The following is a 13,356-nucleotide window of genomic DNA, read 5'->3' on the forward strand; positions in this document are numbered from 1 at the left end:
TACGAGTGTGTGAACGTCTGTGGACGTCTATGTACCTCTATGAACGTCTTGGGGTAGCGTCGTGGCATGCTCACCCTCCAGACCGTTCCCGACGGCGACACAGCCCTATGGGAGCGCATCGCCGACGAGATGCGCCGCCGCATCGACTCGGGCTTCTGGGCCACCGGCCAGCAGCTGCTCGGTGAAGCCGATCTCGCGGCCGAGCTCGGCGTCGCCCGCGGCACCCTCCGCCGCGCCATCAAGGAGCTCAGCGCCAGCGGCCACCTCGTGCAGCGCCACGGCCGCGGCACCTTCGTCGCCAAGCGCGCCGCCGACCAGCCGCTGGCCAACCGGATGGAATCGCTCGGCGAGCGCATGACCCGCGCCGGCCTCGACTTCACCACCCGAGAGCTCGACCGCCGCGTCGCGGCCGACGGCGCCGAGGCCGGCCTCGACGGCGAACCCGCCCTCGTCGTGCGGCGCTTGCGCTCGATCGGCGGCAACGCCGTCGCCGTGCTGAGCAACGCCGTGCCCACCGCGCTCTTCCCCGGCATCGACACGAGAGACCTCGAGTCGCGCCCGCTCTACACCGTGCTCGAAGAGGACTACGGATGCGTGCTCACCCGCGCCGAGCGCACCTTCAGCGCCCTGCCGGCCGACGCCGAACTCGCCACCCTGCTCGACGTGGAGCCCGGGCATCCGGTGCTCTCCTTCGTTCAGGTGGCGTGGGACGCCCAGGACCGCGTCGTCGACGTGGCCGAGACCTGGATCCGCTCCGACCGCCACCAGCCCTCAGTATCCATGTGGAGGACCGTATGAACGGGTGCGCCATTCGCACTCAGCAGCTGCTCGACCCGGCGACCGGACGGAGCGTGATGCTCGCGTTCGACCACGGTGGGGGCGGGATGCCCCGGGGCGGCGAAGACCTGCCCGCCGTGCTCGACATCGTCACCGGCAGCGCCGCCCAGGGCGTACTGCTCGGCCCGGGCGTCTCGCGCCTGGCTGCGGCGCGCTTCGCCCGCGCGGGCGCCCCCGCCATGATCACGGCGCTCGACGCCCCCGTGTTCGACGACATCCCCGGCGGGCACGGCGCCATCCTCGGCCACCGCCGGGTGCTCTCGGCGAAGGCCGCCCTCGCGAACGGTGCGACGGCCGCGAAGGTCGTGGTGCCGATCGGCCCGGGCTCGAGGTACGACTTCTCCGACAGCTTCGAGCTCGTCGCCCGCGCGGCGGAGGAGTCGCACGAGGTGGGCCTGCCGCTCATGGTCGAACCAGCCCTGTGGGGTGAGCGCGTGGTCGGGGCGAACGCCACGGCCGACGACGCCGCCTACGACCGGGTGATCGCCCACTCGGCGCGCCAGGCCTGGGAGCTCGGCGCCGACATGGTGAAGATCCACGCACCCCGCGACCCCGAGGTGCTTCGCGAGATCGTGCAGCACAGCGAGGGCCCCGTGTTCGTGCTGGGCGGCGACCCGGCCACCGCCGAGGAGTTCGTGAGCTCGGTCGACGCGTGGATCGGCGCCGGCGCGCTCGGCGTCGTGGTGGGCCGCAACGTCTGGGCGCGGCCGAACCCCGCCCTCATGGTGGCGGCGCTCCGGGCGATCGTGCTCGACCGCGATCCGGATGCGGCCCTGGCGCTCCTGGAGGTCGAGCAGCGGGTCGAGGCCGGGGTATGAGCTACCTCTCGATGGAGCTCGTGGGGCACCGGATGGTCGCACCGGTGCAGCGCGACGACGCCCCGCTCGCGGTGGGCGAGGTGCGCATCCGGGTGGAGGCCGCGAGCCTGTGCCCCACCGACGTAAAGAAATGGGACGACGCCGCGCTGCCCGCTCGTCTGGCGGCGCTCGCCGAGGCCGAGGCCGAGGCCTCCGTCAAGGCCCGGGGACTCGTGCTCGGCCACGAGTTCGCCGGCGTCGTGATCGAGACGCACGAGAGCGTGACCGACGTGCTCGTCGGTGATCGCGTGACGGTCGACCCGGTGCTGCGCTGCGGCGCGTGCCGCTGGTGCGCCGACGGCCATCCGGAGTACTGCGTCGAGCTGCTCGGTATCGGCGCGGCGGCCGGCGACCCCGTCGCCTGCGTCGTGGCCGGCCTCGGCGGCGGGTTCGCCGAGCACGTGGTCGTGCCCGCCCGCAACGTCATCCCGCTGCCCGACGAGCTCTCCTTCGCCGACGGCGCCCTCGTCGAGCCGCTCGCCGACGTGGTGCACGCCCTCGAGGCGGCACGGCTCCGCCCGGGCGACGTGACGGCGGTCGTCGGCCTCGGCCCGATGGGCGTGCTGCACGTGGAGGCGCTGCTCTTCGCCGGGCACCGGGTGATCGGTGTCGACCCGCGGGAGGACCGCCGCGCCGTCGTGGAGGCGCTCGGCGCCACCGCGGTCGTGCCCCATGAGCTGCCCGCGGTCGACGCGGTGTTCATCACCGCGGGCGGGGGAGCGCACGTGCCCGCCACGGAGCACGCTCTCGAACGGCTGGCGCCGGGCGGCCGAGTCGTGCTCTTCTCCTCGGGTGCGAAGGGCGTCGCCCTCACCGTCGACAGCAACCGGATGCACTACCGCCGCCAGACCCTCACCGGTGTCGTCGGCTTCGACCGCCGTCACGCGGTGGAGGCGATGCGCATCCTCGCCTCCGGGGGCATCAGCGTGGAGCTGGTGCGGCAGCCGTCGCTGCCGCTCGCACGACTGGGCGAGGCCTTCGCGGGCGTACTCGACCCGGGCGTGCTGAAGACCGCGATCCTCTTCGGCGACTCCGCACTCGAAGAGAGCGCCACCGCCCCCGTCGCCGCCGAGAAGGCCGAGGCGGCGTGATGACCGGCGCCGGCGGCGACGCCTCCCCGTTCGCGCACGACGGCTTCGCGCTGGGGCTCGATGTGGGCTCGCACGGCGTGCGTGCCGTGGTGATCGACGCCGGTGCCCGCACGATCGCGAGTTCGAGCGCCGACTACGCCGGTGCCTTGCCACCGGCCAGGCGACCGCTCGGATCGATCGCCGACGCCCTGGAGTCGGCGATGGCTGCTCTGCCCATCGGAGTGCGCACGCGCATCCGCACCATCGGGGTCACCGGCGTGCGCGGCTCGGTCGTCGGCCTCGAACGCCAGGGCACCGGCCGCTGGCACGCGGTCACCGAGGTGCTGCCCGACTTCGAACCCGCCGTGCAGGCGGAGGCCGAGGCGCTGCGCGACCGATACGGCGACGCGCTGGCCGAGCGCACCGGCTGCCCCGCTTTCCCGCTCTCCGGCCTGCCGAAGATCCTGGCCGGCACCGGGTATCTGCCGGGTGCGACCTGGGTGAGCGTTCAGGATGCGGTGGGCTGGCTGCTGACGGGTGCTCTCGTGTGCTCGACGGGCTCGGCTCTGCGGCTCGGAGTGCTCACCCGCGACGGCGGCGAGTACGATCGCGCGCTGCTCGCCGAGCTCGGACTGGCCGACCACGTGGTGGCGCCGCTGGTCGCGATCGGCGACCAGGTCGGCACGATCGAGCCGCGCGTGGCGGCCCGGCACCGGCTGTCTTCCGAGGTGCGGGTCGTCGCCGCTCCGGGCGACGGCCCGGCCGCGCTGCGAGCCCTCGACTCGCTGCCGGATGCGCGCGCCGGGTCGGCCCTGGTGACCTTGGGTACCTCGACGGTGGTGCTGGCGCCGCGCGCCGACGACGGCACCCAGGCGGTGCCCTACGGCTTCACACTCGAGGTCCTCGGCGACGGCCGCCGCAGCATCGAGACGGGTGACGGGAGCGGGATGGCCAACGTGGACTGGGCAGCGAACCTTCTGGGCGTGCGTCCGCACGAGCTCGACGCGCTCGGCCAGGAGGCGGTGCCGGGCGACGGGCTGCGGATGGAGCTGCCGTCGATGGATGTGTGGGGCGTGCGCCGCGAGGGATCGATCGTGGGCTTCGGCCGCGACTTCGGCCGCGCAGAACTGGCGCGCTCGGTGCTCGACTTCGTCGCCGACGGTGCGGTCGGGGCCATCGAACGGGTCGGCGCGATCGCCCCGTTCGAGGCGGTCGCGCTCACCGGAGGCGGAGCGAGGTCGACCACGATCGTGGAGCGCATCCGCCGCCGCATCGATGTGCCGGTCACTCTGGTCGCCGAGCCCGAGCTCGCGGCGCGCGGGGCGGCGCTCGTCGCCCTGCCCGGCCGGTCGTCCGCACCCGCTCGCCGGATGGAGGTGCCCGCGTGAGCAACCGCACCCGGGCCCTGGAGCTGGCCCGCAGCACCGTCGCCCCCTTGTTCATCGACGGCGAGTGGCGGCAGCCCTCCCACGACGCCCTCGGCGGAGCCGACGAGATCGAGACGATCGATCCGGCCACGGGAGCCGTCATCACCACCCTGGCGGCCGGCTCGGCCACCGACGTGCACGACGCCGTCGCGGCCGCACGGCGCGCGGCGACGAGTTGGTCGCGCGCCACCCCGGCCGCCCGCGCGCGCCTGCTTCGTGCCCTGGCCGCGCTCGTGGAGGCCGACGCCGCAGAGCTCGCGGCCGTGGACACGCTCGACAACGGCAAGCCACTGGCGCTCACCACCGCCGTCGACCTGCCGCAGGCGGTGGCGCACCTGCGCCACCAGGCCACGGTGGCCGAGACGCGCACCGCCGAACGCATCGTCGACGCCGGGGGAGCCGCCGCGGCGGAGGTGTACCGGGAGCCCGTCGGCGTGGTGGGGCTCATCACGCCCTGGAACTACCCGTTGCTCATGGTGGTGCGGGCGCTCGCCCCCGCCCTGGCCGCGGGCAACACCGTCGTGGTGAAGCCCTCCGAGCTCACGCCGATCAGTGCGCTTCTGCTCGCCGGCCTGGCTGCCCGCGCGGGGTTCCCGCCCGGCGTGGTCAACGTCGTCACCGGCACGGGGGAGCAGGCGGGTCAGGCGCTCGCCTCCGATCCCCGGGTCGACCTGATCACCTTCACCGGCGGTCGCGCGACCGCACGCCGCATCGCCGCGGTCACCGAGGCGCGCACCCTGTTCGAGCTCGGAGGGAAGGCTCCGTTCGTCGTGTTCGACGACGCCGACCTCGACGCCGCGGCGCTAGCGGCCACCGCCGGCGCCTTCGGCAACCAGGGCCAGAACTGCATGGCCGCCACGCGCATCCTCGTGCACGACGCCGTCGCCGACGAGTTCGCCAAGCGTTTCGCCGAGGCCACGGCCGCGTTCACCGTGGGCGACGGCTTCGACCGGGGCACGCGCTGCGGCCCGCTCGTGTCGGAGGCGCACCGCAGCACGGTCGCCGGCTACGTCGACCGTGCCGTGGCGGCCGGTGCCTCGGTGCTCACCGGTGGTGAGTCGACGGGATACTCGCGCTTCAGCCCCACCGTGCTGGCGGGTGTCGACCGCGGTGCGGAGGCCTGGAACGAGGAGATCTTCGGCCCGGTGGCGGTTCTCGACCGCTTCGTCACCGACGCCGAGGGACTCGCGCTGGCCAACAGCACCCGTTACGGTCTGGCGGCCTCGGTGTGGACGGCCGACGCCGACCGCGGGCGCGAGGCGGCGGCTGCGCTGCAGGCGGGAGTGGTGTGGGTGAACTGCTACTCGAAGTTCGACGCGGCCATCCCGTTCTCGCCGCGCGGCGCGAGCGGATCGGGCACCGTGGGCGGCCACTGGGGCTACGAGGGCTACACGGCGCTGAAGAGCGTGTGGACGCCCCGCCCCGCCGACGGACTCCGGGCAGGTGCCGCGTGACCGGCCGCCTGGTGATCGGCGTCACCGGTGCCAGTGCACCGCACTACGCCCACCGCCTGCTCGAGGTGCTTGCCGAGCGGCCCGAGGTCGAGACTCATCTCGTGGTCTCGCGCGGGGCCCGGCGCACGCTCACCGAGGAGATCGGCCTGTCGATCGCCGAGTTCGGCCGCGCCGCCGACGTGGTGCACAACCCCGACGACCTCGGCGCCTCCATCGCCTCCGGCTCGTTCGCCACCCTCGGCATGGCCGTGGTGCCCTGCTCGGTGAAGAGCCTCGGCCAGATAGCGGCCGGCATCGGCAGCGACCTGCTCTCACGGGCGGCCGACGTCACGCTCAAGGAGCGCAGGAGGCTCGTGCTCGCGGTGCGCGAGACCCCGCTGTCGCTCATCCACCTCCGCAACATGACCACGGTCACCGAGGCCGGCGCGATCGTCATGCCGCCGGTGCCGGCCTTCTACCACCACCCCCGTTCGCTGCAGGACGTGATCGACCACACAGTGGGCCGCATCCTGGAGCAGTTCGGGATCGACCACGACCTGTACACCCGCTGGGGGGAGACCACGTGACCGAGCAGCAACCGCTCTCGCAAGACCTGCGCGTGTGGCTCGACGAGTACCGCCGCGCGCATCCCGACGACGTGCTCGAGCTGCCCGCGCCGATCGACGCGCGCGAAGACCTCACCGCGGTGGTCGACGCCCTCAGCACCGAGGACCGGTACCCGCTCGTGGTCGCTCCCGGCGTCACCGGCACGGGCGCCGACGTGCCCGTGCTCGCCAACCTGTTCGCCTCGCGCGAGCGACTGGCGAGGATGCTCGGGGTGCCGCTCGAGTCGCTGCACCGCGAGTACGCGGCCCGCAGCGCGAGGCCGCGGCCGATGCATGCGGTCGCGTCGAGCGACCACATGATCGTGCGGGGCGACGACGTCGACCTCGGGGCGCTCCCGATCCTCACCCACTTCGCCTCCGACAAGGGGCCCTACATCACGAGCGGGGTGGTTGTGGCCGTCGACCCCGACACGGGGGTGGGCAACCTCAGCTACCACCGCGCCACGCCCGCGTCGCGCACCGGCCTGGCGCTCAGCCTGCACTCGCGGGGCGATCTGTGGCGCCTGCTCGCGAAGTACGCCGAGCGGGGCGAACGGATGCCCGTGGCGATGGTCATCGGCGCGCATCCTCTCTTTCTGCTCGCGGCCTCGGCGCGCGTGCCGCAGTCGGTCGACGAGCGCGAGATCGCGGGCGGCCTCTTCGGCGCAGGCCTCGACGTGGTGCGCACGCCGGTGCACGGCATCGAGGTGCCGGCCACGGCCGAGTACGTGCTCGAGGGCTACATCGACCCCGCCGAGCACGAGGCGGAGGGGCCGTTCGGCGAGTTCTCGGGCTACAGCTCGAACCGCTCCACGAACAACCTCATGACGGTCGAGGCCGTCATGACCCGGCCCGACCCGGTGCTGCTCAGCGTGACGGGCGGCCGATCGGCCGAGCACCTCACCCTGGCGCGGCTGCCGCGGGAGGCCGAGATGGTCGACAAGCTCATGGCGCGCTTTCCCCAGGTGGTGCGGGTGCACTACCCGAACTCGGGCACGCACTTCCACGCCTATCTCGCCGTCGACCAGAAGCGGCCGGGGGAGGCGCGGCAGATCATGCTGGGCCTGCTCGGCTGGGATCCCTACCTCAAGACGGTGATCGCGGTCGATCCGGATGTGGACATCACCGACGACTCCGCGGTGCTCTGGGCCGCCGCCGTGCACGTGCAGCCCGCCGCCGACGTGTTCGTGGTGGACGGACTGCCGGGCAGCCCGCTCGACCCGTCGTCATCCGCCGACGGCACCACCTCGCGCATGGGCATCGACGCCACGCGGCGGCAGCCCTTCGAGGGCATCCCGATCGTCACCTCCGACGCGGCGCGCGAGCGAGCGGCAGCGCTGCTGGACTCGGCCGCCGCGGCCCCCGCATCCTCTTCACCCCACGACCCCAGGAGCAGCCCCCGATGAAACCGTACGTGCTCGCCGGCTTCCAGATGATCGGCCTCAACGGCATGATCGGCGCCTCGTGGCTCGACCCCGACGACACCTCGGTGGCCTTCACCGACCTCGACTACTGGATCGGCATCGCGCGACAGCTCGACGACGCGGGCTTCGACTTCCTCTTCTTCGCCGACAGCTACGGCTTCCCGGGCCTCGACGGAGAGCCTCTCGCGGCCACCGTGCGCGAGGGCCGCTCCATTCCGCAGGCCGACCCCGTGACCGTGGTGTCGGCGCTCGCCGCCGCCACGCGCGACCTCGGCTACGTGGTCACCGCCTCCACGACCGTGGAGAAGCCGGCCGCGCTCGCCCGGCGCTTCGCCACCCTCGATCACTTCACCAAGGGCCGCATCGGCTGGAACATCGTCACCGGCTCGCAGGGGGCCACGGCCGCCTCGCTCATGGGCGAGGAGGTCACCCCGCACGACCTGCGCTACGACAAGGCCGACGACTACCTCGAGCTGTGCCTGAAGCTCTGGGAGTCGAGCTGGCGAACGGATGCGGTGGTCGCCGACCGTGCATCCGGCGTGTGGGCAGACCCCGAGGGCGTGCGGTCGATCAGCCACGACGGGCCGTTCCACCAGGCCAAGGGCATCCTCAACGTGCCGCCGTCGCCGCAGCGCACACCGCTGCTCGTGCAGGCGGGCACGTCGGGGCGAGGGTGCGAGTACGCAGGGCGCAACGCCGAGGTGGTGTTCGTGGCGGGCGGCCCGCACGAGGTGGTGGCGCGGCGGGTGCAGAACATCCGCGACGCGGCGGTGGCCGCCGGGCGGCCCGCCGACAGCATCACGATCGTGGCGGGCGTGATGTTCCTCGTGGCGCCGACCGAGGAGGAGGCCATCGCCAAGCACGAGCGCATGCTCTCGCTCTCGTCGTACGACGGCGCAGCGGCCATCTTCGCCGGCAACACCGGTGTCGACCTGCTGCAGTTCGACCAGGACGCACCGCTGCCGCACGACCTCTCCACCGAGCTCGGACTCAGCAACCTGCAGCGCTACCTCGGCACCGCCGAGCAGCCCGGGCCGCTGGTGCGCGAGATCGTCGACGACTTCCGCCGCACGGGCCTGAACGGCAGCGTGTTCGTGGGCACGCCCGAGCAGGTGGCCGACGAGACCGAGGCGTTCGTGGCGGCCACCGGGGTCGACGGGTTCCTCGTGCAGCCCAACGTGGTGCCCGCCACCTACGACGACTTCATCGGGCTGCTGCTGCCCGAGCTCCGCGCCCGCGGGCTTGTGCGCGAGTCGCGCGCGGACTCAGCCGACCCCGGCGCGCCGGCGACCACCCTGCGGGAGCGGCTCTTCCCGGGTGCGGGTGCCCACCTCCCCGACACCCACTACGGCGCGGCGCTGCGCTGGTCGTGACCCCGCGCATCCCACCACCCCCTCGAGTGGACCGAATCGGTCGCTTCACCCACGGCGAAGCGACCGATCGCGCCCACTCGGTGGCTCTAAGCTGAGCGGGTGATGGATGCTGCGCCCAAGCGGCCGACGATCCGCGACGTGGCGACCGCCGCGAACGTGTCGAGCGGCACGGTGTCGCGGGTGCTCAACGGTCGCAACTGGGTGAGCCCCGAGGCGCGCACCGCCGTCGAGGCCGCCATCAAGAAGACCGGCTACCGGGTGAACCCGCACGCCAGGAACCTCGCGATGAGCCGCTCGAACACGATCGCCTTCCTGCTCGTCGAGAGCCAGCAGGTGCTCTTCGAAGACCCCAACTTCGCGCGCCTCGTTCGGGGCACCAGCGAAGCGCTCGCCGCTCGGGACATGTACTCGGTGCTCATCATGGCCGGCGACCAGGCCGAGCGGGAGCGCGCGCTGTCGTACATCACCGCCGGTCACGTCGACGGCGTGCTGCTCGGCTTCTCGACCTCGGGCGGCGAAGACCTCATCGAGGCGCTGCTTGCGGCTCACGTGCCGATCGTCGCGTGCGGCCAGCCCGCCGGCTTCGAGGGCCGGCTCGGCAGCGTCTCGGCCGACGACCGCATCGGGGCCGTCGCGATGGTGCGGCACCTCGTCGACTCGGGCCGCACCCGCATCGCCACCGTCACGGGTCCGCTCGACATGAACGGCGGTATCAGCCGGCTCGACGGCTACCGCAGGGTGCTCGGCGACGCGGTCGACGAGCGGCTCGTGGTGAACGGCGACTACACGCGGGCGGGTGGCGCGGCCGGCGCGCGCGAGCTTCTCGCGCGAGGAGTGCCGTTCGACGCCGTGTTCGCGGCGAACGACGCGATGGCCGCCGGTGTGATCGACGTGCTCACGGAGGCCGGGATGCGCGTACCCGACGACGTGGCGGTCGCCGGATTCGACGACAACGTCATCGCCCAGTCCACCACGCCGCCGCTCAGCACCGTGCACCAGCCGTTCGAGCGCATCAGCGCGGAGATGGTGCGTCTGCTCACCGAGATCATCGCGGGGGAGTCGCCCGCGAGCATCACGCTGCCCACCACGATCGTGCTCCGCGAGAGCGCCTGACTTCCGCGCATCCCCGTTCGCGCCTTAGCCTCACGCTCACCGAGTGGGCGAATTCGGTCGCTTCGGGATGCGGGAAGCGACCGATTGCGCCTACTCGAGGACGAGGGGAGGGGGATCAAGGGAGGAGTTCGTCCCAGAGGGCGGCGGGGGCCGTGGCGGCGGCGAGGGCGTCGGTGGTGGCGCGGTTCCAGCTCGAGAGCGAGGAGGCGCCGACGACGGTGGTGTGGATGCGCGGCTCACGCAGGCTGAATCCGAGGGCCAGGGCGCTGATCGGCACACCGAAGCGCTCGGCGACGGCGGCCAGCCGGCGCAGCTCGGCGGACTGCGCCTCGGTGATGGGCCGGTAGCCGTAGCTGCCGGCGAACTCGGGCCGCCCCGTGAGCACGCCGCCGCCGTAGGGCGCGGCGTTGGCCACGCCGACGTCGCGGGCGGCCGCCGCGTCGAGCAGCTCGTCGGCCGAGCGGTCGAGCAGCGTGAAGCGGTTGTGCGTGATGAGCGCGTCGAAGAGATCGGTCTCCACGAACCGCTGCAGCATGTCGACCGGGCCTCCCGAGATGCCGATCGACGCCGTCACGCCCTGCCGCTTCATCTCCACCAGAGCCTCGACCGCACCGCCGGGAGTCATCACGCTCTCGAACCCCACCACCTCGGGGTCGTGCAGATAGAGCACGTCGACCCGCTCCACGCCGAGGCGGGTGAGCGACTCCTCGAGCGAGCGCCACATGCGGTCGGCGCCGAAGTCGTCGGTGGCGAGATCGCGGTCGAGCTTGGTCTGCAGCACCAGGCCAGAGGCCGCTCCCGAGCCGGCACGGGCGGCCGCCGCCCCGAGCAGCAGCTCGGCGAGGGGGCCCTCGGGCGCCGGCCCGTAGATGTTGGAGGTATCGACGAGGTTGGTGGCGAGCCGGCCCGCGAAGAAGGCGTCGCCCACCTCGCCCACCCGGCGGTCGCGGTCGAGGTCCGACTCCCCGTCGCGCGGTGCACCCCACGAGGAGGTGCCGAGCGCGAGCGGGGTCACGGCGAAGCCGGTGCGACCGAAGCGCCGCCGCTCGCCGATCACGCCGTCGCCGGAGCGGAGGACCGCTCCACCAGCACCCCGCCGGCCGCGACGGTCGCGCCCGACGGCAGCGTCGCATCCTGGGCCGTGTGGTTGATCCAGGTGGTGAAGGTGCGGCCGTCGTCGCCGCGGCGCACCACCCCCTCGACGCCGTCGAGCGAGGCCGGGGTGGGAACTATTCCCGCATCGGCATATGCTCCCGCGAGCACGGTGCGCAGCTCATCGACGGAGACGTCGGTGGAGACGTACCAGGCGGAGCCGAGCCCCACCCGGTGCCGGGTGACCGCGGCCCCGCCGGCCACCGGGCCGGTCTCGTACACGGCCACCGCATCCGCACCCTCGAGCCGGAGGTCGTCGGTCCAGCGCGAGCCCGAGACTCCGGTGGACAGCCTGACGACCTCGCCGTCGCGCAGCGGCGCGAACTCCTGCACCGACGCCCCGAGCAGCGAGCGCAGGGCCCCGGGCATCGGTCCCTCGTGCACCCTGCCGGTGCCGTCGACGATGCCCGAGAAATAGCCGGCGACGAACACGCCGCCGTTCTCCACGTAGACCCGCAGCGCCTCGGCATCGTCGAGGCTCAGTACGTAGAGCATCGGGGCGATGACGAGGTCGTAGCCGGAGAGGTCGTGCGACGGGTGCCTGAAGTCGACCGTCACCCCGTCGTGCCAGAGCCGCGAGTAGTAGGTCTCCACCTGGCGCCGGTGGTCGAGCTCCACGCTCGGGCGCATCTCGGCGTCCTGCGCCCAGAACGACTCCCAGTCCCAGAGGATCGCCACGCGCGCCGTGACCCGGCTGCAGAGAGCATCGGCGAGCGAGTCGAGCTCGGCCCCGAGCGCGGTCAGCTCGCGGAACTGCCGCGAGTCGGTGCCGGCGTGCGGGATCATCGCCGAGTGGAACTTCTCGGCACCGAACCGCGAGGCCCGCCACTGGAAGAACAGGATGCCGTCGGCGCCGCGCGCGAAGTGCTGCATGCTGTTGCGCACGAGCTCCCCGGGCTGCTTGCGGAGGTTCCGCGGCTGCCAGTTCACGGCCGACGTGGAGTGCTCCATGAGGAGCCACGGGTCACCGCCGGCGAGCGAGCGGGTGAGGTCGGCGTCGAGCGCGAGCAGGATGTGGTTGTCGGGCCGTTCCGCCACGAGGTAGTGGTCGTTGGAGACGATGTCGACCTCGCGGGCCCAGCTCCAGTAGTCCATCGCCAGGCAGTTGGTGGCCATGAAGTTGGTGGTGACGGGCACGCCCGGGGAGAGCCGGTGCAGGATGTCGCGCTCGCGCACGAAGCACTGCAGGATGGCGTGGTTCGAGAACCGCGCCCAGTCGAGCTTCTGCGCCGGGTTCACCACGGCGGCGGTGGTGCGGGGTGCGTCGATCTGGGCCCAGTCGTAGTAGTACTGGCCCCAGAACGTGGTTCCCCAGGCCGTGTTGAGCGCCTCGAGGCTGCCGTACCGCTCTTCGAGCCACACGCGGAAGGCCCGCACCGACGACTCGTCGAAGCTCTCGGAGATGGGCGCACCGTACTCGTTGTGCACGTGCCAGAGCTTCACCGCCGGATGCGCGCCGTAGCGCTCGCCCAGCGCGCTGGTGATGCGCGCCGCGGCCTCGTGGTACTCGGGCGAGCTCGGGCTGGCCATGCCGCGCGACCCGAAGCCGAGCAGCACGCCGTCACGGGTGACGGGGCGGGCCTCGGGATGCGCGCTCCAGAACCACGCGGGCGGTGAGGCCGTGGGGGTGCCGAGATCGACGCCGATGCCGTTCTCGTGCAGCAGCCCGATCACCTCGTCGAGCCAGCCGAAGTCGAACTCTCCCGGGCGGGGCTCGAGCAGGGCCCACGAGAAGATGCCGATGGAGACCAGGTCGACGCCGATCTCGCGCATGAGCGCCACGTCGTCGAGCCACACCGCACGGGGCCACTGCTCGGGGTTGTAGTCGCCGCCGAAGGCGATGCGCGTGGTGCCGGGGATCCACCCGCTCCGGGGGAGCACCGAGGTCTCCGCGTCGGGGGTCGTGTCGTCGTCGACGCGAGCGGGGAGGGACGTCATGGGCTACTCCTGGGGATGTGACTGTTTGCGGTTACAGCACATGATGAAGCCAAGACTGGCGGATTGGCAAGTCGAGTAGGCACCTGCTGTGTCGCAATTGCGTTCTGAACTAAAACCGGTTACATTC

General features: G+C 72.6%; 11 protein-coding genes. 9 read left to right on the forward strand and 2 right to left on the reverse strand.

The window, feature by feature from the left end; translation table 11 throughout:
- Window positions 1–66 precede the first annotated feature (66 nt).
- The 9 genes from N1031_RS00345 (at window position 67) to N1031_RS00385 (ending at window position 10,139) form a co-directional block, all read left to right on the forward strand.
- Complete coding sequence (locus N1031_RS00345; RefSeq protein ID WP_259477594.1) at window positions 67–798, forward strand: GntR family transcriptional regulator; 732 nt, start codon at window positions 67–69, stop codon at window positions 796–798.
- Window positions 795–1,655 (forward strand): class I fructose-bisphosphate aldolase, encoded by an 861-nt coding sequence (locus tag N1031_RS00350; protein WP_259477595.1) that lies wholly within the window; start codon window positions 795–797, stop codon window positions 1,653–1,655. Before N1031_RS00345 ends, N1031_RS00350 begins: the two co-directional genes overlap by 4 nt.
- Window positions 1,652–2,785, forward strand: coding sequence for a zinc-dependent alcohol dehydrogenase (locus N1031_RS00355; RefSeq protein WP_259477596.1), 1,134 nt, complete (start codon window positions 1,652–1,654; stop codon window positions 2,783–2,785). The genes N1031_RS00350 and N1031_RS00355 overlap by 4 nt, the downstream gene beginning before the upstream one ends.
- Complete coding sequence (locus tag N1031_RS00360) at window positions 2,785–4,152, forward strand: FGGY family carbohydrate kinase (RefSeq protein ID WP_259477597.1); 1,368 nt, start codon at window positions 2,785–2,787, stop codon at window positions 4,150–4,152. The genes N1031_RS00355 and N1031_RS00360 overlap by 1 nt, the downstream gene beginning before the upstream one ends.
- Window positions 4,149–5,645, forward strand: coding sequence for an aldehyde dehydrogenase family protein (locus N1031_RS00365; RefSeq protein WP_259477598.1), 1,497 nt, complete (start codon window positions 4,149–4,151; stop codon window positions 5,643–5,645). The genes N1031_RS00360 and N1031_RS00365 overlap by 4 nt, the downstream gene beginning before the upstream one ends.
- Window positions 5,642–6,211: a UbiX family flavin prenyltransferase gene (locus tag N1031_RS00370; protein ID WP_259477599.1), complete on the forward strand. Its 570-nt coding sequence runs from the start codon at window positions 5,642–5,644 to the stop codon at window positions 6,209–6,211. The genes N1031_RS00365 and N1031_RS00370 overlap by 4 nt, the downstream gene beginning before the upstream one ends.
- A complete protein-coding gene (locus tag N1031_RS00375; protein WP_259477600.1) occupies window positions 6,208–7,635 on the forward strand; it encodes a UbiD family decarboxylase in 1,428 nt (475 codons plus the stop codon). Before N1031_RS00370 ends, N1031_RS00375 begins: the two co-directional genes overlap by 4 nt.
- Window positions 7,632–9,026, forward strand: coding sequence for an NtaA/DmoA family FMN-dependent monooxygenase (locus N1031_RS00380; RefSeq protein WP_259477601.1), 1,395 nt, complete (start codon window positions 7,632–7,634; stop codon window positions 9,024–9,026). Before N1031_RS00375 ends, N1031_RS00380 begins: the two co-directional genes overlap by 4 nt.
- A 102-nt stretch (window positions 9,027–9,128) precedes the next feature.
- Entirely contained in the window at window positions 9,129–10,139 is a 1,011-nt protein-coding gene (locus N1031_RS00385) for a LacI family DNA-binding transcriptional regulator (RefSeq protein WP_259478043.1), read from the forward strand.
- Between the two features lie 115 nt (window positions 10,140–10,254).
- On the opposite strand, the gene N1031_RS00390 is transcribed toward N1031_RS00385, so the two are convergent.
- Both N1031_RS00390 and N1031_RS00395 read right to left on the reverse strand, forming a co-directional pair.
- The gene (locus N1031_RS00390; protein WP_259477602.1) at window positions 10,255–11,196 is read right to left on the reverse strand and encodes an aldo/keto reductase; all 942 of its coding nucleotides are present in this window, start codon (window positions 11,194–11,196) and stop codon (window positions 10,255–10,257) included.
- A complete protein-coding gene (locus tag N1031_RS00395; protein ID WP_259477603.1) occupies window positions 11,193–13,229 on the reverse strand; it encodes a beta-galactosidase in 2,037 nt (678 codons plus the stop codon). The genes N1031_RS00390 and N1031_RS00395 overlap by 4 nt, the downstream gene beginning before the upstream one ends.
- Window positions 13,230–13,356: the final 127 nt, after the last annotated feature.

This window comes from Herbiconiux moechotypicola, from assembly GCF_024979255.1.
In the GTDB taxonomy this organism is placed as follows: Bacteria; Actinomycetota; Actinomycetes; order Actinomycetales; family Microbacteriaceae; genus Herbiconiux; species Herbiconiux moechotypicola.

Excerpts from the sequence above, each read along its gene's own strand:
- N1031_RS00350 (WP_259477595.1), top strand. The coding sequence starts at position 795 with ATGAACGGGTGCGCCATTCGCACTCAGCAGCTGCTCGACCCGGCGACC.
- N1031_RS00380 (WP_259477601.1), top strand. The coding sequence starts at position 7,632 with ATGAAACCGTACGTGCTCGCCGGCTTCCAGATGATCGGCCTCAACGGC.
- N1031_RS00345 (WP_259477594.1), top strand. The coding sequence starts at position 67 with ATGCTCACCCTCCAGACCGTTCCCGACGGCGACACAGCCCTATGGGAG.
- N1031_RS00360 (WP_259477597.1), top strand. The coding sequence starts at position 2,785 with ATGACCGGCGCCGGCGGCGACGCCTCCCCGTTCGCGCACGACGGCTTC.
- N1031_RS00355 (WP_259477596.1), top strand. The coding sequence starts at position 1,652 with ATGAGCTACCTCTCGATGGAGCTCGTGGGGCACCGGATGGTCGCACCG.
- N1031_RS00395 (WP_259477603.1), bottom strand. The coding sequence starts at position 13,229 with ATGACGTCCCTCCCCGCTCGCGTCGACGACGACACGACCCCCGACGCG.
- N1031_RS00385 (WP_259478043.1), top strand. The coding sequence starts at position 9,129 with ATGGATGCTGCGCCCAAGCGGCCGACGATCCGCGACGTGGCGACCGCC.